Origin of the sequence: Spiroplasma endosymbiont of Agriotes lineatus, from assembly GCF_964019485.1 — a bacterium.
Taxonomy (GTDB): domain Bacteria; phylum Bacillota_I; class Bacilli_A; order Mycoplasmatales; family Nriv7; genus Nriv7.
The window spans coordinates 919646-940480 of record NZ_OZ026448.1; the positions used below are offsets into that span (position 1 = coordinate 919646).

At 26.2% G+C, this 20835-nt stretch carries 15 protein-coding genes and 6 pseudogenes; 12 read left to right on the forward strand and 9 right to left on the reverse strand.

Annotated elements, in window-relative coordinates:
* The first annotated feature begins 83 nt into the window (after positions 1-83).
* Entirely contained in the window at positions 84-2003 is a 1920-nt protein-coding gene (gene parE / locus AACK93_RS05990; protein ID WP_339024137.1) for a DNA topoisomerase IV subunit B, read from the forward strand.
* A 19-nt stretch (positions 2004-2022) separates the two neighbouring features.
* Positions 2023-4515 (forward strand): DNA topoisomerase IV subunit A, encoded by a 2493-nt coding sequence (parC, locus tag AACK93_RS05995; RefSeq protein ID WP_339024138.1) that lies wholly within the window; start codon positions 2023-2025, stop codon positions 4513-4515.
* Here the strand turns inward: parC and AACK93_RS08185 are convergent.
* A pseudogene (locus AACK93_RS08185) lies at positions 4516-4821 on the reverse strand (transposase); the annotation flags it as partial. It lies immediately after the preceding gene.
* Between the two features lie 46 nt (positions 4822-4867).
* A pseudogene (locus tag AACK93_RS06000) lies at positions 4868-6004 on the reverse strand (IS3 family transposase).
* Between the two features lie 682 nt (positions 6005-6686).
* Between AACK93_RS06000 and pfkA the strand changes: the two are divergent.
* From pfkA to AACK93_RS06040, 10 genes and pseudogenes are all read left to right on the forward strand, one after another.
* Positions 6687-7616 (forward strand): 6-phosphofructokinase, encoded by a 930-nt coding sequence (gene pfkA / locus AACK93_RS06005; RefSeq protein WP_339024139.1) that lies wholly within the window; start codon positions 6687-6689, stop codon positions 7614-7616.
* A gap of 51 nt (positions 7617-7667) precedes the next feature.
* Positions 7668-8054, forward strand: a complete 387-nt coding sequence (locus AACK93_RS06010) for an ATP-binding cassette domain-containing protein (RefSeq protein ID WP_339024140.1) — start codon at positions 7668-7670, stop codon at positions 8052-8054.
* Positions 8055-8104: 50 nt separating this feature from the next.
* Positions 8105-8314 (forward strand): hypothetical protein, encoded by a 210-nt coding sequence (locus tag AACK93_RS06015; protein WP_339024141.1) that lies wholly within the window; start codon positions 8105-8107, stop codon positions 8312-8314.
* A gap of 322 nt (positions 8315-8636) precedes the next feature.
* Entirely contained in the window at positions 8637-9053 is a 417-nt protein-coding gene (locus AACK93_RS06020) for a transcription antitermination factor NusB (protein ID WP_339024142.1), read from the forward strand.
* A gap of 14 nt (positions 9054-9067) precedes the next feature.
* Entirely contained in the window at positions 9068-9802 is a 735-nt protein-coding gene (locus tag AACK93_RS06025) for a hypothetical protein (RefSeq protein WP_339024143.1), read from the forward strand.
* A 15-nt stretch (positions 9803-9817) separates the two neighbouring features.
* A complete protein-coding gene (locus AACK93_RS06030) occupies positions 9818-10633 on the forward strand; it encodes a TlyA family RNA methyltransferase (protein ID WP_339024144.1) in 816 nt (271 codons plus the stop codon).
* Between the two features lie 149 nt (positions 10634-10782).
* Positions 10783-11067 (forward strand): hypothetical protein, encoded by a 285-nt coding sequence (locus AACK93_RS08190; protein WP_422398172.1) that lies wholly within the window; start codon positions 10783-10785, stop codon positions 11065-11067.
* Positions 11045-11146, forward strand: a pseudogene (locus AACK93_RS08195) (hypothetical protein); the annotation flags it as partial. The gene AACK93_RS08190 and the pseudogene AACK93_RS08195, both read left to right, overlap by 23 nt.
* Positions 11147-11272, forward strand: coding sequence for a hypothetical protein (locus AACK93_RS06035; RefSeq protein WP_339024145.1), 126 nt, complete (start codon positions 11147-11149; stop codon positions 11270-11272).
* A gap of 182 nt (positions 11273-11454) precedes the next feature.
* Positions 11455-12680 (forward strand): annotated as a pseudogene (locus tag AACK93_RS06040) (IS256 family transposase).
* On the opposite strand, the gene AACK93_RS06045 reads toward AACK93_RS06040, so the two are convergent.
* From AACK93_RS06045 to AACK93_RS06075, 7 genes and pseudogenes are all read right to left on the reverse strand, one after another.
* Complete coding sequence (locus AACK93_RS06045; RefSeq protein WP_339025461.1) at positions 12681-13118, reverse strand: phosphate signaling complex PhoU family protein; 438 nt, start codon at positions 13116-13118, stop codon at positions 12681-12683.
* Positions 13114-13236 carry a hypothetical protein gene (locus tag AACK93_RS06050; RefSeq protein ID WP_339024146.1) on the reverse strand — a complete coding sequence of 41 codons (123 nt, stop codon included), beginning with the start codon at positions 13234-13236 and terminating at the stop codon, positions 13114-13116. The genes AACK93_RS06045 and AACK93_RS06050 overlap by 5 nt, the downstream gene beginning before the upstream one ends.
* 68 nt (positions 13237-13304) lie before the next feature.
* Complete coding sequence (locus AACK93_RS06055) at positions 13305-16241, reverse strand: AAA family ATPase (protein ID WP_339024147.1); 2937 nt, start codon at positions 16239-16241, stop codon at positions 13305-13307.
* Positions 16242-16820: 579 nt separating this feature from the next.
* A pseudogene (locus AACK93_RS06060) lies at positions 16821-18048 on the reverse strand (IS256 family transposase).
* Between the two features lie 289 nt (positions 18049-18337).
* Positions 18338-19450, reverse strand: a pseudogene (locus AACK93_RS06065) (IS3 family transposase).
* Positions 19451-19734: 284 nt separating this feature from the next.
* A complete protein-coding gene (locus AACK93_RS06070; RefSeq protein ID WP_339024148.1) occupies positions 19735-20103 on the reverse strand; it encodes a hypothetical protein in 369 nt (122 codons plus the stop codon).
* A 60-nt stretch (positions 20104-20163) separates the two neighbouring features.
* A complete protein-coding gene (locus AACK93_RS06075; protein ID WP_339024149.1) occupies positions 20164-20760 on the reverse strand; it encodes a UPF0236 family transposase-like protein in 597 nt (198 codons plus the stop codon).
* Positions 20761-20835 lie beyond the last annotated feature (75 nt).

Consider the following 20835-nt stretch of genomic DNA (forward strand, 5'->3'; position numbering starts at 1 on the left):
AACAAGTATATCAAGATATTTTAAATTTTATTAATAAGTATAATAGTAAATAATAATTAACAACAATAAAGGGGTGAATTAAAATGCTAAATAACTATGATGAATCTTCAATTCAAATTCTTGAGGGATTAGATGGTGTTCGTAAACGACCGTCGATGTACATTGGGTCAAAAGATAGGAAAGGGTGGCATCATCTCGTATGAGAAATTTTTGATAATTCGATTGATGAAGCATTAGCTGGATATTGTAATGAAATTAAGATTACTATTAAAAAAGATGATTCAATTATTGTTGAAGACAATGGTCGGGGGATTCCTACTGGAATGCATAAAAAAGGGAAATCAACACCAGAAGTTATTTTTACAATGTTACATTCTGGTGGTAAATTTGATGGTAATAGTTATAAAACATCAGGTGGTTTACACGGTGTGGGGGCATCGGTTGTTAATGCGTTAAGTGAATTTTGTTATATAACAATTTATCGTGATAAAAAAATTTACGAAATTGGTTTTAAAAATGGAGGTCATTTAACACGACATTTAAAATTAATTGGTAAAACAGTAAAAACTGGTACTGTAGTTCATTTTCGCCCCGATAGTACGATATTTAATAATTTTAAGTTTTCATATTCAATGATTTGTGAGCGAGCTCGCGAGTCAGCATTATTAATTAGTGGTTTAAAAATTATTGTTGTTGATGAACATAGTAAAAAAGAAGAACAATTTTGTTTTACTAATGGTTTAGAGGAATTTGTTAAATATTTAATTGCTGATGAAAAAACTATTAGTCCAATTATGCTTTTAAAAGGTGAAATGGATAATGTTCAATTAGAAGTTGGGGTGCAATATATTAATGCTTATAGTGAAAATATTATTAGTTTTGCTAATAATGTTAAAACTATTGATGGAGGAACACATGTTGTTGGTTTTCGTACTGCCATAACGAAAGTTATTAATGATTATGCTAGAACAGAAAATATCTTAAAAGAAAAAGAAAAAAACTTTGAAGGTAGTGATGTTCGTGAAGGATTAACAGCAGTTATTTCGGTACGGATTCCTGAAAATATGATTCAATATGAAGGACAAACTAAAAGTAAATTAGGAACTAATGAAATTAAAAATATTGTTGATAGTGTTGTCACTAAACAATTTTCTTTTTGATTACAAGAAAATAAGACTGTTGCTTATGAAATTTTAACAAAAATTATTAAGACTAGAGAAGTAAGAGAAGCTACAAGAAAAGCTCGCGAACAGGCAAGAGGACAACGACAATCAAAAGGTTTAAAAGACCGAATGTTAATTGGCAAGTTAGCACCAGCGCAAAACCGAAATCCTAATAAAAATGAATTATTTCTTGTTGAGGGCGATTCTGCTGGCGGCACTGCTAAAATGGGGCGAGCGCGAAGTTTTCAAGCCATTTTATCTTTAAAGGGAAAGATAATTAATGCTGAAAAATCTAATTTAGCAACATTATTAAAAAATCCTGAAATTAATATGATTACTAATGCTATTGGTGGCGGCATTGGTGAGCATTTTGATTTAGATGATGTTAATTATGATAAAATTATTATTATGACGGATGCTGATGTTGATGGGGCACATATCCAAATTTTATTATTAACTTTCTTTTATCGTTATATGAAGCCTTTAATGGCTGCGCAAAAGATTTATTTAGCATTACCGCCGTTATATAAAATTAGTAACAAAAAAGCTAGTGAAATTAGTTATGCTTGAAGTCAAAAAGATTTATATAAGCAATTGGAAAAACAAACTAAAAGTGAAATTCAGCGCTATAAAGGACTTGGAGAAATGAATGCCGATCAATTATGAACAACAACAATGAATCCAGAAACTAGACAACTAGTGCAAGTTACTATTGGTGATCGTCATAAAGCTGAAAAAAAGATTATTACTTTAATGGGCGATGATAGTGATAAACGCAAAAAATGAATTGAAGCTAACATTAATTTTACATTAGAAGATAACTTTGTTATTGCTTCATAACATATAAGGGGGGGATGAAATGAGAAGTAACAGAAATAGTGTGGTTCACGAATTAGATGAAATTGTTGCTGAACGGTTTGGTTTATATGCGAAATATATTATTCAAGAACGAGCGTTGCCTGATGTTCGTGATGGTTTAAAACCGGTGCAAAGAAGAATTTTATACGCAATGAATAATTTAGGGTTATTTTTTGATCGGCCTCACAAAAAATCAGTTCGGGTTGTTGGTGAAGTAATTGGTAAATATCATCCTCATGGTGATGTTCCAATTTATGAAGCAATGGTGCGAATGGCACAACCTTGAAAGTTAAGAGTACCACTAATTGATGGTCATGGCAATTTTGGTTCCATTGATGGTGATTCAGCAGCGGCAATGCGATATACCGAAACGCGTTTAAATGCAATTTCTAAGTATTTATTACAAGACTTAGATAAAAAAACTGTTGGTTGAGCCCCTAACTTTGATGATTCTGAAACTGAACCGACAGTATTGCCGGCGTATTTTCCTAATTTGCTTTTAAATGGTTGTATGGGTATTGCTGCTGGTTATGCAACGAATATTCCGCCTCATAACTTATCGGAATTAATTGTTGCCTTAGTTCATCGTCTTAATAATCCTGAATGTTCATTAAAAGAAATTACAAAAATTATTAAAGGGCCTGATTTACCTACGGGCGGCATTATTCAAGGAAAGGATGGAATATTAAATGCTTATAAAACTGGTCGTGGTAAAATTATTATTCGTAGTAAAATGGAATTACAAGAAACATCGCGTCATCAAAAATGAGTTATTAAAGAGTTGCCTTATGAAGTTGTTAAAAGTGATTTAGTAACGCGAATTGCGGATATTAAAGAAGAACAAAAACTTAGTGGTATTAAGGATATTATTGATTTAAGTGATATGTCAGGAGTTCATATTGAAATTAATTTACAACAGGATGCTGATGCCGAGACAATTCGTAAATATTTATTAAAACATAGTAATTTACAAATATCTTACAATCTTAATATGGTTGTTCTTGAAGATAACAAACCAATTTGTGCGGGAATATTAAACTTATTAGATGCTTATTTAAAACATCAATTTGATATTGTTCAAAAAAGAACTAAATACGACTTAGAAAAAGCGATTGTTCGTTTAGAAATCGTTAGTGGTTTAATTAAAGTTACAACAATTTTGGATAAAGTTATTGCTACGATTCGTAAATCAACTGATAAGGCTAATGCTAAGAAAAATTTAATTAAAACTTATCATTTTACAGAATTACAATCAGAAGCTATTGTTTCGTTGCGATTGTATCGGTTAACATCAACTGATGTTAATGCTTTAAAAGAAGAAGAAAAATCTTTACAGAAAGAAATTAGAACTTGACAAGAAATTGTTAAGAAAAAAGAAAAACAAAAAGCTTTGATTATTAAAAAATTACAAACTATTTCACAAGAATTTAATTCGCCGCGAAAAACAGTTATTGAGAATATGGTGGAAGAAATTATTATTGAAAAAACAGAAATAATTAATGAAGAAAATATTTTTGTTACGATATCTCGTGATGGTTATATTAAAGTTATTAATGAAAAAGTAGTTGCTAAACAAGATATGAAAGATTATGGACGAAAACCTTTAGATATTAATGTTGCTTCATTATCAACTACTTCATTAAGTACTTTGTTACTATTTACTAGTCAAGGTAATTATTGTATTGTTCCTTTACATAAAGTAAAAGAAAGTCGTTGAAAGGATATCGGACACCATGTTAATAACTTTTCAATAATGACTGGTGACGAAAGAGTTCTTGGCGTGATATTAATTAATGATTTTGATATTCAAGACCAATTTGTTATTTTAGCAACTAAGTTAGGATTTATTAAAAGAACTGTTATTAGTCATTTTACAGCAACAAGAATATCTAAAGCTTTAAAAGCGATTAATTTACAACCCAATGATGAGATTGTTGGTTTTGATTTAAGTAATGGTAAAAAACAAGTTATTTTAACAACTAAAAAAGGTTTTGTTGTTAGATATGATGAAAATGATATTGCGATTATTAGTCCCAGATCTAAAGGTGTTAAAGCGATTAATTTAAAAGATGATGATAAAGTTGTATCATTAAATGTTGTTAATGATGAGCATGATAGTTATGTTTCTTTTACTACAGCGGGGGTTAAAAAAATTAAAATTAACAATATTCCTTTACTACATCGTCCAGCGAAAGGGGTTCGTTCTTTTAAAATAACTAAAACTATTATTCCCTATGTAATTATATCGTTTGTAATTTCTAATAATAGTAAAGTTCATATTTTAACTAAAAATAATACGATTGAAAATTTTGAGATTAGTAAAGTTCGTTATGGTCGTTTATTAGAAAGTGTTAGTGATTTTTTAGGTGATGTTAATGTGGAATGAATTCAAGATGACCGTTATTATGACTTAAGAAAGCATAATTTACATTCCACATCATTAACTTCTTCTAGTAAAAAAGAGGGCTGTACAATTAACTGTGTTTCTAAGTAATTAACTTAAATTCAATTTGTCTTCAAATTTTATCATTAAATGTGAAATTGCACTACCCCAATTTTGAACTGGAATCTCTCATTTCTTAACCATATTTTGAAATGCTAAATAAAATATTTTAAAAACTGATGAATCATTAGGAAAAATCTTTTTATTTTTAACGACTTTTCTTAATTGACTATTAACAGATTCAATCGCATTAGTTGTGTAAATAATCTTTCTAAATTCCTGGGGATATTCAAGAAAAATTATTAAATTATTTCAGTTATTTTTTCATGATTTAGTAATTTGTGGATACTTTTTATTTTATTTTTCTGAAAAATTGGAATGGCAACCCTTTTTAGGACACTTTTTATGTAGACTGCCATTTTCTAAATTCAACGGGTGTTAAATAATTTAAGCTGTCGTGAATCCGAATATTGTTGTATCAATTAACAAAATCAAATAGTTCGTATTTTAATTGTGTTAAATTTTCAAATTTTTTACCCTTAATAAATTCCGTTTTAAAAGTTTTGTAAGTTGTTTCAGCCACAGCATTATCATAAAGACAACCTTTATCTTTATTGCTTAATGATCTTTTAATATTAAAGGTTATTAAAGCTTCATCAATGATTTTATTTTTGAACTAATTACCACGATCGGTATGAAATAAAGTTATTTGCTTTAATAGTCGTGTTATTTTATGAAAAGCTTGTTGAACTAGTTCAGCGGTTTTGTTTGGCCCGGCATTATATTATAGACGATTACTTCGCGATTAAACAAGTCAATTAATAAACAAATATAATGTCATTTTCCTCCAACTTAACTTGCACATATGTTAAATCACTAACAACAACTTCATTAAGTTTTTTGTCATTAAATTCACGATTTAAAACATTACTAATTTGGGCATTATTAGTTGTTGTTTTATGATTACGATATTTTAATTTGGTGTATCTAGAGTATCTAGAAACCAAATTATTTTTGATCATAATGCATCTGATTTTTCGCCGCGATAAGATGATATCTTTTCTTATTAAAACAGCTTTAATTTTACGGGCCCCATAAATTTTGCGACTTTTATTAAATGTATTGACAATTTCTTGTTCATAATTATTAACTTGCTTGTTAGTGCATTTATTAGGTTGATAATAATAATACGTTGATTTTGATAAACCCAAAATCTTACATATTTTCCTCACTGAATATTTGTTATTGTTGTTATTAATTATTGTTATTTTTTGGCCATTATCAGTGCCGCTTGCTTTAAAATATCGTTTTTAATTCGTAATTGTTTTAATTCTTTTCGTAAGTAAATTAATTTATTTTCTTCATTACTTCGATTATCTTTTGCTTTAAAATAATCAGAATTATTGAATGATTTTATTCAATTATAAATAGCAGATTTTGAAATACCATATTAATTAATAATTTCAATAATGCTTTTCCCGTTTTGGTAAAGCATGACAATTTGTTTTTTAAATTCATCTGTATATGAATTTTTGCCCATTTTTATATTCCTACTTTCTTAATAATTTTATTTTATTTGAAAGTCCACATAAATATGGTCCAACTTATTGTAACCTATCCAATGTCAATGTTTTTCATAGTAAATTACCTTTCTTATAGATAAACTAAGTTAGTTAACTAAGTTAACTAACTTAGTTTTTTAAACACTTATATATCGCAGATTTAAGTGTTTAAAAAACTTTGTTAGTAAATTTTGTTTTTTAATTAGATAAAGATTTTAATAATTTTAAACTTAACATACCCCCATATAGAAATTTTTACACTTTAATATTCGCGCCCTACCTTTGGAACTAATTTAATAGCGTGTATATTTTTAGGAAACCCATCTATTCATTTTTTTATTGCAAAATGAAACAAATTGCTATAGCTAATAGGGCGTTATCTATTAACTGGTAAACTTCTTTTGGTTATGGCGACCACCCATAACTTATCGTGCTTTAATACATACCAACATTATTAATTCACTTATATTTAATTTTCAAAGAACAAAATTTTAACACCTTATAAAATAAAAAGACAATCATTACTGACTGTCTCAATACTTATTCAAATATTTGCCCACCTAATAAAATTTTATGCATCCTTTAATAAATTAGTATATTATGGAGAACATATTTTTGTTATGATTAAAATATCAATTATTTAGAAAGGATAAATTAAAAATGGAAAAATTAATGAAAAAAGTTGCGATATTAACTTCTGGAGGCGATGCTCCAGGAATGAATAATGCGGTGGCACAAATAATTAAAAGATCAATAGCAAATAATATCTTGCCTTACATTGTTAGGGATGGTTATGAAGGTTTAACACAAGGTTGAATTGAAGAAACTAATGAAGATTTTGCAAGAAAAATTATTAATAATGGGGGAACAGCGATTGGTACCACTCGTTATCCTGAATTTACAAAGGAAGAAGTAAGGCAACGAGCGATTAATAATTTAAAACAATTAGAAATTAATAATTTAATTGTTATTGGTGGTGATGGTAGTTATCAAGGTGCTAATAAATTAGCAGTAATGGGATTAAATTGCATTGGTTTGCCAGGAACAATAGATAATGATATTGTATCAAGTGATTTTACTATTGGTTTTGATACCGCATTAAATACAGTTATTGAAGCGATTGATCGTGTTCGTGATACTAATGAATCTCATAATCGTTGTGGAATTATTGAAGTTATGGGTCGTTATTGTGGAGATATTGCGATGCTTGCGGGAACTGGTTGTGGTGTGGAAATTATTAGTACATCAGAAAATAAATTAACAGAAGAAGAAATTATTCAACAAACTAAAAAATGCTATGAGCAAAAATATCGTTCGGTAATTATTGTTGTAACGGAAAAACTTTATGATGTTCATCAATTGGCTAAAGAAGTTGAAAAAGTTAGTGGTTATGTTACGCGAGCAACAGTCTTAGGACATATTCAAAGAGGTGGTATGCCAACAGCAATGGATCGCTATTTAGGAACAATTTTAGGAACTGAAGCTATTAAGCAATTAATTGCTGGTAATACTGGGATTTGTATTGGATTAAGTGGAAATGGTTTACAAAGTTATTCTTTTGCTAAAGCATTAGCAATGAAACGAAAATAAGCTAGTCATCATTATTCATCATTAATCATAAAATATACAAGGAGTAAATTAATGGAAAATAATAATTATGAAATTTCTATTAGTGGATTAACCAAAAAGTTTAAAAAACAAGTTGATATTAATAACATTACTATTAAAGTAAATAGTGGTGAAATTCGTGGTTTTATTGGACCTAATGGTAGTGGAAAAACAACAACAATTAAATGTTTAATCAGTTCAATTATTCCTAATAGTGGTGAAATACAAATTGATGGCAAAGATAAGATGCTGCACTGTAAGGCAGCTAAAGAAGTTTTGGGATATATTCCTGAAAATGCTCGTTTTCCAACGCACTTATCAACATATAAATGTTTAACTTGAATGAGTTTTTTACGAGGAAACGATTGAAAAAAAAGTAAAAAGGAAGCTAAAGCATCATTAGAACAATTAAATTTATAAAAGTTTCAACGAAAAAATACTAATAGTTTTTCTTCCGGAATGAAAAAAAGTTGTTATTAGCACAAGCTCTTATTTCTAATTATAAAATATTAATTTTAGATGAACCAGCAGCTAATTTAGATCAAACAGCAAGAACGGAATTACTTGATGAATTAATTAAAATTAAACTTCGTGATATGGGAAAAATTTTTTTGATTTGGTTGCATTTAGTTTTCTTAGGTATTTTAAAAAAAGAAAAAAACCCTGATAAACCCTGATAAACTTTGATAAAGTTGCTTATTATTTTTTAGAAGTAAAATTTGAAGACAGAGTGAATTTAAGTTAATTACTTAGAAACACAGTTAATTGGACAGCCCCGAAAATTTTTGATTTTAAAGATTTTGTTAGAATTGTTATTCAATCATTACAAGCAAATACCATTGTTGGTAATTTTGATAAGGTATTAACAGATGATGAATATGAAAACTATATTAATGAAAAACATATTAAAGAATAATAAAATATTTGAATTAAGCATATTTTCTATTTAATAAAAAATATGCTTTCTTTTATGCTAAAATTAACAATAATGGTGGTAAAGATATGAAAAAAAACTCACAGCACAATATAAGAAAAAACATAATTTTTTTTGTCTATCAACAACAATTATTAAATTATGACTTAGAAACAATTATTAAAAAAATTAAAGAAAACGAAGAAGATTTTAATTCGAAAATTGTTAATAATTTAGTCAATCTTTTTGAACAACGAAAGATTATAATTAAAATTATTAATAAATACTTAAAAGTAGGGTGACATTTTTCTAAATTATCTAATTTAGAGCAAGGGATTTTATTATGAGCAACTTATGAACTACTTATTTTAAAGGAAAATTCAGGAATTATTATTAATGAAGCAGTTCTTATTACTAAAAAGTATTTTTTCAATACTGAATATAAATATATTAATGGCATTTTGCAAAGTATTGCTAATAATGCTAATAATGAGAAAATTGACTAACAAGGATGACAACTATGGGAAATGAATTACTGAAGAAATCTATTAGATTAGCAAAAAAAACATTAACTAAAACCATAAAACAAACAAATAATCCAGAAGTTATCCAAGATGGTTTATATATTTTAAATGTTGTTACTAAACATAGTATTTTTATGCAAACATTAGGATTATTAATTGTTAATGAAAAATTAAGTCCGAAGTTATTTATTCGTCATTTAATTTCTTGCAAAGCTGTGGTTTGTAGTCAAATTTATCTTTTTGACTTAGAAATTAAAAAAATTAAAAATCTGAAAGTAATTAATGAATTTTTTCAAAACTTAGCAATTAGTTCTGCGATTAAATCACCAATTGAATTACAACTACAAGATATTTATAATAGTAAAATTAAAAATATTGATGAGTTAAAAGGTTTAGGGGTAGTAAGAAATGAAAAATTTTATCTTCTTGCCCATCTGATTGGTAATTCATTTGAATCAATAGCAATTTTTAATCACAAAAAAAATAACAAAACTTATTATAATTTTGGTTTTTATTTAGCATTATATTTTTTATTACATCGTGAAACCTTAGCCCGAAAAGCTAAAATTCCTTCATTATTAGACCAATTGCCAACACAAAACCTTTTAATTATAAAACTTAATATTATGGAAAAATATATTAATGCCATTGCCACAATATATCCTTTAGAACTTAATGAATTTATAATTCTCAATAATAAATCAATAAACAAAATGAAAAATTTATCATAAGAAAAAAGAGCAACAATGGAAAAAATCCGATTAGATGTATTATTAGTTCAAAAAGAATTATTTTATTCCCGAACTGAAGCTCAAAGTGCCATTATTAATCATCAAGTACTTGTAAATGATGAATTAATTATTAAGTCAGGAACTTTGGTTGCTCTTAACAGTATTATTAGAATAAAAAAACAAGATAATCAATTTGTTTCTCGTGGTGGATATAAATTAAATAAAGCTCTTCAAGAATTTAATATTAATTTAAAAAATCTTGTATGTTTAGATATCGGTTCTTCTACTGGTGGTTTTACTGATTGTATGTTACAAAATAAAGCAAAATTGGTTTATAGTTTAGATGTCGGTACTAATCAATTAGCTTGAAAACTACGAACTCACCCCAAAATAATTGTTATGGAAAACACTAATTTTCGTTATGCCAAGAAAGAAATGTTTAAAAATAATATTAGTTTTTGTGCTATTGATGTCGCCTTTATTTCATTAACAAAAATTATTCCGGTTTTAACAGAAATTTTAATGCCTCAAGGTCAATTAGTTTGTTTAATTAAACCACAATTCGAAAGTAGCAGAACGCAAATTGAAAAGGGGGGCGTTGTTAAAGATCCCATAGTACATTATCAAGTATTAAACAATTTAATTGCTTTTTTTAAAGAATATGGTTTTTCTTTACAAGGTTTAATTTATAGTCCAATCGTTGGCCACAAGAAAGGAAATATTGAATATTTAGCTTATTTATCTTTCAATAAGCTTTTAAAAAGCAAACAAATTAATGTTATAAAATTAGTAGATAATGCTTTTAATGACCTTAAAAATACCACCAAATAGATTCTATATTAACTAAAAAGGATAAGTTAAAAGATGAAAGTAATATTTTATATTGATATGAATGCTTTTTTTGCTAGTTGTCATAAAGTTGTTGATCCAAGTATTGCTTACAAACCTATTGTTGTTAAGTACTCAATCCAGAAGAGCAATTGTCGCTTCAGCTAACTAACTATGAAGCCGGCGGAGAAAATATAATATTAAAAAACCGCCCCGCCAGCCTTTATATCAAGCAAAAGCGTTATGTCCGATGTCCGACATTAATTTGTATTAACAACAACCGTAAACTTTATATTGATATTGAGTATTCACATAAAATTTTCAATTTATTAGTAAATAATTTTACCAATAAAGTAGAAATAACTTCTATTGATGAATACTGTTTAGACGCAACTAATATTTATCTTCAATATAATAAATACATTTGAATGCGCTAAAGCAATCCAAAACAATATTTTAAATTCATTAAATTTACCTTGTAGTATTGAAATTTCTTATAACAAATTTTTAGCTAAAATGGCATCAAAAGTTAATAAACCATTAGAAATATTTATTTTTAAACCTCATAATATCAAAACTGAACTATGACCATTAGATATTAAAGAAATATCTGGTATCGGCAAAAAACAACTGAAAAATTAAAAAATATTAATATTAATACTATTGGTGACTTCGCAACTAGCAATAATAACTAAGATTTACAAGAAATAATAGGAAGGGGGTTATTTTGTTCTTCAACAAATATATATATAGTTCGGGGCTGTCCAAAATTCCGTGTCTCGATAATTCATTCTAAATTATACTTAAACGAAGGAGAACAGAAAATGACAAAAAAAATAAAAAAAGAACCTGATGCAATTGCTAAAGTTGTTGATTATTTTTTAGAAAATATTGATAATCCACAAGATTTATTTAAAAGTAATAATATTTTTCAGGAATTTATCAAAAAATTAACTGAAAGAATGTTAAATGCAGAAATTAAAGATCATCTTGAAACAGATGATAACTATAACAAAAGAAATGGCAAAACACAAAAAACCATTATTACTAAAAATGGTTCAATCGTAATTGATGTACCAAGAGATCGAAATAGTACTTTTGAACCAGTAATTATTCCAAAAAGACAAAGAAAATTTGATAACTTTGATCAAAAAGTAATTTCTTTATATGCAAGAGGAATGACAATTTCTGATATCAAAGCACAATTGCAATAATTCTATCACGGAGCAGAAGTTTCAGAAAGTTTAATTAGTCAAATAACTGATGATATTATTGAAGAAGTTAAAATGTGACAAGCTAAACCTTTAGAGAAGGTTTATCCGATTGTTTATTTTGATTGTATTGTTGTTAAAGTAAAGCAAGATAAACGAATAATAAATAAAGCAGTTTATCTTGCCTTAGGAATTAATATAAATGGCTTAAAAGATATTTTAGGAATGTGAATTAGCGAGAATGAGGGAGCCAAATTTTGACTTAATAATCTTACGGAAATGAAAAATCGCGGATTACAAGATATTCTTGTTGCTTGTAGTGATAATTTAACAAGAATGTCTGATGCAATAGAAGCTGTTTTTCCAAAAACACAGCACCAATTATGCATTGTTCATCAAATTCGTAATAGTTTAAAATTTATTCCTTACAAAGATCGCAAACTTGTATTGTAGCTAATGATTTAAAATCAATTTATACAGCAATTAATGAAGAAATAGCGTTAGTTGCTTTAGACAATTTTGCTGAAAAGTGAGATAAAAAATACCCCCAAATTGTTAAATCATGAAAAAATAACTGAAATAATTTAATAATTTTTCTTGAATATCCTCAAGAATTTAGAAGAATTATTTATACAACTAATACAATAGAGTCTGTTAATAGTCAACCAAGAAAAGTCGTTAAAAATAAAAAGATTTTTCCTAATGATTTATCAGTTTTTAAAATATTTTATTTAGCATTTCAAAATATGGTTAAGAAATGAACGATGCCAATTCAAAATTGGGGTAGTGCAATTTCACATTTAATGATAAAATTTGAGGACAGAGTGAATTTAAGTTAATTACTTAGAGACACGGTTAATTGTGCAATCCCTATTAATATCATCATTATATTCATTATATTCATTATCAACAATATGATCTAAACTAACAATAGTTTGAATAATTTTCTTACCTCATCGCGTTTCATCAACAAGAATTTTAATAATAAACTGCATAATTTTTAAAACTTTTTTAGATAATTGACCAACATACTTATACTTACTATATTTAACTGGTGTTTTAGCTTTTAAATAAAAATTAGCAATGTTATTACGAGCATAATCAGAAATTCTTTCTAATTCTTTGACAATTGACATATAACCAATAATATGGCGCAAATCGCTGGCAACTGGTTGTTGCTTAGCAATTCTTCAAATGGCACTATCTAAAATTTCAGCATAAAATTTGTTAATATTATTATCATTCGCAATGATTATTTTGCATTTACTAATACTAATTACCTTCTTCTTCTAGGGCCTTAATAACTTCTTTATGTCGTTTCATTATTAAATTAAATAATTCAATAATATTATTTTTCAAGCGTTCAATTTCAATAGTAAATTTAGTTCTTAACATTTTAATAACCTCCATTGGATTAAATAATTAATATTTTACACTTATCATATTAATTAATACATGATAAATTAATTAGCAGAAGTAATTAAATTTTTTGCTTGTTCTAATCTAATAGCAACCATTTTAGTAACGCCTTTGCTTTGCATTGTTGTGCCATACAATGTATCACAGTTTTCCATTGTTCCTGGGCGATGTGTAATAACAATAAATTGTGTTTCGGTAGCAAAAGACTTTAAATACTTAGCAAATCTTTCAACATTAGCAACATCTAATGGTGCTTCTACTTCATCAAGAATAACAATTGGTAAAGGGCGTGCCTTTAAAATTGCAAAAAGTACTGCTAAGGCTACTAGTGATTTCTCACCACCAGATAATAAATTCAAGTTAGTAATAGTTTTTCCTGGTAAATTTACTAAAATATCAATTCCGGTTTCTAAAATATTATTAGGATCAGTGTATGCTAAACTAGCAGTGCCGCCAACAAAAAGAACTTTAAAAGTTTCTGGCAAAACCTTATTAATATCTTTAATGGTCGTATCAAAACGAGTTATCATAATTTCATCCATATCTTTAATAGCATTAAGTAATTGTTTTTTACCATTATTTAATTCTTGTTCTTGTGTTTTTAAAAATTGATATCGTTCATTAATTGTTTCATATTCAGAAATAGCATCAATATTTACTGACCCTAAATCTTGTAATTCTTGGCGTAATAAAATAATTTGCTCACGAACTTTTTTAATATCACCAATCAGATCTTGACCATACTTTTCATAACCATATTCATAAGTTAAACGATATTCTTGGGCTAATCTTTCTAAATTTTGTTGTAAACAATTATCAATTGCTAATTTTTGATAGTTATATTCTTGTAATAATTTCTCTTGATTTTTATATTCATCACGAGTTTTTTTTATTTCTAAAGTTAATGAATATAGTTGATTACTATAAGTTTCTCGTAAAGTTCTTTGTATTTGTTGTTGTTCAGTAATTTTTAATTTTTCTAACTTTAAATTACTAATTTTATTTTCTAACATTAGTCGTTCATCAAGTGATTGATTGAAATCATTACTAACTTGCATTTTTTTCTTTGTTAAATATTGATATTCTTGTTGTATTGTTCTTTGTTTTTGTTCATTACTTTGTTTACTTTGTTGAAACTTACCTAAATGCAATTGTTTTTGTTCTAATTCATTATTTAATGTTATTAGTTTCTCTTTAATATTTTGTCATTTTTGATAATAAGTTTGAGCTAATTGTTCTAATTCACTAATTTTAGTTTTTAAACTATTAACTTGCTCTTCATTATTAAATAAAAATTGCTTAACTTTTTTGTGACCACCACTAATACTGCCTCCAGGACGAATAACATCGCCTTGTAAGGTAATAATATTATACTTCCGATATGTTAAATGTGCTATTTCATTTGCTTGTGCTAAATTTTCAACAATAATTATTCTTCCTAATAAAAAACGCATTACTGGTTCAAACTTAACATTAGTAGTTAATAATTCATAAGCAACACCAATAAAACCTTTTTGAGTTTTTAATAATGATAAATCATCATTATTAATCATTTGAATCCGCAAACTATTCAATGGTAAAAATGTTGCAATTCCACTTTCATTAGCTTTTAAAAATTGAATTGCACGAATAGCATCACTATCCTTTTCAACAACAATATGTTGCATACTACTAGATAAAGCTTCTTGAATAGCCAATTGATAAATACTAGGAACATTAATTAACCGGTCAATAGTATCAATAACTCCTGTTAAATGAAGTTTATTATTTAAAATTGTTTTAACACCCTGATAATAATAAGTATTATTATTTTGCAAATCAATTAAATAATCCTGTTTACTTTTTAATTCATAAATTTCCTTATTTAAGAGATTATACTTTTTAATGGCAATCTCTAAATCTTCATTTAATAAAATTCTTTGTTTTTGAAAATCATCAATCATATTTTGTTGTTCAGTAATTAATTTAGTTTGTTGTAAAATTTCTTGATTAATATTATTAGCATCTTGTCCTAAATCTTGAACTTGATTATTATCATTAACTCTTTTTTCATTTTGTTGTGAGATTTTTTCATTTTGTAATAGTTCTAATTGGTTAAGATGATCATCTAATTGTTGTCCTAACTCTTGCATTTTATTATCAATAGTGAAAATATTTTCTTGCAACAAATTAATTTTATTATCATAATTAGTAATTTGAACACTCAAATCTTCGGTTTGAGAAGTATATCTTTTAATTTCTAATTGTAAATCACGAAACCCTTCATACTGACTAGTAATATCTTTTACTAAAATAGCCACTTCAATAGTTGTTAATTGTTCTTTTTTAGTAACATAATCTTGTGCTTTTTTAGCTTGACGACGCAAATAATTAATATTTCTTTCCATCTCAATAATAATGTCGTTAATGCGGACTAAATTTTCTTCAGTTTTTTCTAACTTCCGAATTGACTCTAATTTGCGTTTTTTATACTTAGAAACATTAGCTACTTCTTCAAATAATAATCTTCTTTCTTCTGGTTTAAATTGTGAAAAATTGACTACATTACCTTGATTAATAATAGCTAATGACTCTTTACTTAAACCAGTACCCAATATTAATTCTTGAACATCTTTTAATCTGCTACGACTTTTATTAATTGAATATTCATTTTCATTATTATCACGATAAACTCTTCTAGTTATTTCTACCTCATCAAAGTCAATGGGAAAAATGCGTTTTTTATTATTAAAAATTAATTTAACTTCCGCCATATTTAACTGTGGATATTCACTACTACCTTGAAAAATAATATCTTGAATATTATCACCCCGTAATGATTTAATTGATTGTTCGCCCAACACTCAGCGAATAGCATCATTAATATTGGATTTACCAGAACCATTAGGGCCAACAACACCAATAATACCATGTTCAAAAACTATTTTTGTTGGCTTGGCAAAAGATTTAAACCCATAAGCTTCTAATCTTTTTAAAAACACCATATTTATCTACCTCACAAATTTTATTATAACAATATATTTTAATTATGTATTAGAAATACTTCTAATTGATCGTGTTTAGTTTTCTTAGGTATTTTTTAAAAAAGAAAAAATAATCATTTACTATAAATTATTTCAATATTCAAATTAAGTATATATTTCTTATGTATGATTTTTGTTGTAAAAACTTATTTTAATGTTGTTTTTATAAGTGTTTTCTTTAGGTTTTATAACCTTTTATTGAGATTATGTTTGTTGATATCAAATATTTTGTTTTATTACTTATTTTTTAAATAAAATGATAATTAAATTGTTGTTGCTTGTCATTAAAAATTATTTAAACATTTTCCTACCTAACAAAACTTTATGCGTCCGTGTTGCGGTTAATTCGTTAATATACACAATCAAAAAAGAAATTTATAACTCTAATTTAGAAGAAATAAATTATAGTAAGTTAGAATTGTTATCTTTAGTTATAATGCCTTTTTATCATGCTTGAGCAACAGTTTCTCAAAAAGAATTACAAGATAGAGCAATTAAAATTATTGGGATTGTACAATTAACTGTGTCTCTAAGTAATTAACTTAAATTCACTCTGTCCTCAAATTTTATCATTAAATGTGAAATTGCACTACCCCAATTTTGAATTGGCATTGTTCATTTTTTAGTCATATTTTAAAATGCCAAATAAAATATTTTAAAAACTGATAAATCATTAGGAAAAATCTTTTTATTTTTAACGACTTTTCTTAATTGACTATTAACAGACTCTATTGCATTAGTTGTATAAATAATTATTCTAAATTCTTGAGGATATTCAAGAAAAATTATTAAATTATCTCAGTTATTTTTTCATGATTTAGTAATTTGTGGATACTTTTTATTTCATTTTTCAGAAAAATGAAATAAAGCAACCAACGATATTTCTTCATTAATTGCTGTATAAATTGATTTTAAATCATTAGCTACAAGTTTGCGATCTTTGTAAGGAACAAATTTTAAACTATTACTAATTTGATGAACAATGCATAATTGGTGCTGTGTTTTTGGAAAAACAGCTTCTATTGCATCAGACATTCTTGTTAAATTATCACTATAAGCAACAAGAATATCTTGTAAGCCACGATTTTTCATTTCCGTAAAAGGATTTTATATTTAGTCAAAATTTGGTTCCCTCATTCTCGCTAATTCACATTCCTAAAATATCTTTTAAGCCATTTATATTAATTCCTAAGGCAAGATAAACTGCTTTATTTATTATTCGTTTATCTTGCTTTACTTTAACAACAATACAATCAAAATAAACAATCGGATAAATCTTCTCTAAAGGTTTAGTTTGTCACATTTTAACTTCTTCAATAACATCATCAGTTATTTGACTAATTAAACTTTCTGAAATTTATGCTCCGTGATAGAATTCTTGCAATTGTGCTTTGATATCAGAAATTGTCATTCCTCTTGCATATAAAGAAATTACTTTTTAATCAAAGTTATCAAATTTTCTTTGTCTTTTTGGAATAATTACTGGTTCAAAAGTACTATTTCGATCTCTTGGTACATCAATTACGATTGAACCATTTTTAGTAATAATGGTTTTTTGTGTTTTGCCATTTCTTTTGTTATAGTTATCATCTGTTTCAAGATGATCTTTAATTTCTGCATTTAACATTCTTTCAGTTAATTTTTTGATAAATTCCTGAAAAATATTATTACTTTTAAATAAATCTTGTGGATTATCAATATTTTCTAAAAAATAATTCACAACTTTATCAATTGCATCAGGTTCTTTTTTTATTTTTTTTGTAATTTTCTGTTCTCCTTCGTTTAAGTATAATTCAGAATGAATTATCGAGACACAGAATTTTGGACAGCCCCAGTTTTTTTTATAACCTTTTATTGAGATTATGTTTGTTGATATTAAATATTTTGTTTTATTACTTATTTTTTAAATAAAATGATAATTAAATTGTCATTGCTTCTCATTAAAAATTATTTAAACCTTTTCCTGCCTAACAAAACTTTATGCACCCATAAAAATGGTGATAGTTGAATTAATAAGGGTAGTATTGGATTGGCAACCCTTTTTAGGACAATTTTTATATAGACATTTGTTTTCTAAAAGTAACTGGAGATAAATAATTTAAACTGCCATGTATTCTAAGATTATTGTATCAATTAATGTAATCAAATAATTCAAGTTCTAATTGCGCAAGATCATTGAATTTTCTACCATTAATAAATTCTGTTTTAAAAACTTTATAAGTTGCTTCAGTAACTGCATTATCATATGGACAACCCTTCGCACTCAATGATCTTTGAATTTTAAATGTAGATAATAATTGATCAATTATATTATTTTTAAACTCATTACCTCGGTCGGTATGAAATATTTCAATTTTTGATAATGGTCTAGTAATTCGCATAATAGCTTGATAAACCAACTCCGTATTTTTATTTGGTCCGGAACTATAACCAACAATCTCGCGATTATACAAATCAATTAGGAGACATACATAAAATCATTTAAAACCCACTTTTATATAAGTTAAGTCACTAACGATAATTTCATTTATTTTTCTATTATTAAAGTCTCGGTTTACAATGTTATTTACTGGATCATTATTTACTTGAATATTTTTGCATTTAAGTCTTGTTTTTGTGTACTTTGATATCAAATTATTGTTTTTCATAATGTTTCTAATTTTGTGTCTAGATAGGTTAATACTTTTATGAGCTAATACTACTTTGATTTTTCGAGCTCCATAGACTTGGCGGCTTTCGTTAAATGCACTGATAATTTCTTGATTATAATTATTCATTATTTTCCTTGTGTATTTATTAATTTGATAATAGTAATTGGATTTTGAAATATTTAATAATTTACACATTTTTCTTATCGAATATTTTTTCTTATTGCTATTAATTATTGTTATTTTTTGGCCATTATCAGTGCGGCTTGCTTTAAAATGTCATTTTCCATTTTTAAGTCTTTAAGTTCTTTTCGTAAAGTTAATTATTTCATTTTCTTCTAGTGTGCGATTGTCTTTTGCTTTAAATGAACCAGAATTATTATAATTTTTAACTCAACTATAAATAGTTGGTTTTGGTAAATTATATTCTTTCCCTAAATTAATAACACTTTTGCCATTTTTGTATAGAATGACAATTTGTTTTTTAAATTCTTCATAGTATGAGGTTTTATTTTCCATTTTTATATTCCTTCTTTCTTAATAATTTCGAAGTCTATATAATTATGGTCCAACTTATTGTAGCCTGTCCATATTATATATACGAATAAATATAGAAAACATAAATTTAGATAAGTTAGTGTTAATTTAATAAAATTAATAATTTTTTATTGTGTAAAAATTCAATAATGTGATAAAATCAAAAAAAATAAAAATGACAATAACAAGAAAGGTATGGTTAGTTTAATAATTAAATAATATAATTAGCTGATTGTTTTACTTCTTTAAAGCAATACCTAAGAAAACTAAACGCGACCATTTTTATCATTATATTTATTTCATAATGAATTTTTATATATTTCTTTTCTGATTTCTATTTCTGAATTAATATTTTCATTAATGTAATGTAATACATTTAATTTGTTTAAATTTGCCATTCTTAAATCTAATAGGTTATTTAAATTCTTATGATTATATATTTTTGCTCCATATCCTAATTGTTGTTTTATTAAATGTGATACATCACTTTCAATGCTATAACCGATATTTCACTCCAAATTTTGATTATGAATACCGTGCTTATTGTTTTTGAAATAATTGCTCGCCTTTCTTAAATTTGTTTTAATAACTTTATTTAATTCATTATTAGCAATATTACGAATGTTTTTTATCAATTCTTGATGATTTCCATTTTTATATAATTCAATTCAACTATTTAGTGTTACTTTACGATTTTAAAAAACAATATTAAATGCAGTTTGTTTTAATTTTTTAATAGCGTGATAACCATCTAAAATATATCTAACATTACCAAAACTATTGGCAATTTCTCTAATTCAAGCATCACCATCACCACAAACAATTATTTTATCATAATTAATGCTCGCATAATGTTTTTGTAATTCTCTAATTAATAAATCACGATAATCCATCGTATTTATTCGCTTACCAATTTTTAACATTAGAAAATGACCTCGTTTGTTTTCTAATTCTCTACGAGTGTTTTTGTAATTTTTTTCTTTATGTCCGGTATGAAAAGTAACTAAACGAATTCTTTGGTCTTGTTTAACTTTATGGTCTAATGTTACTAAAAATGTCTCATCTAGTTGAATATATAAATCCTTATTTTTGACATCAATTCTATTTTTATTTTCTTTTTCTGCTAGTTGAAAATATTCAGCAATATCATATTTATTTAAAATATTTGAAATACTAGCTTTTGAAATATAACAATAATTTAGAGCATCTAAAACATCGCGATACCTTTTACCATCACCTAAAAGATTTAAAACTTTAAATTGGACATCAAAATAAATGCGTTGTTTGGACAATGAACCAATTTTCTTTATCTAACAAACATACATATTCAAATTTACCTGATTTTTGATTTCAATATTTATATCGGC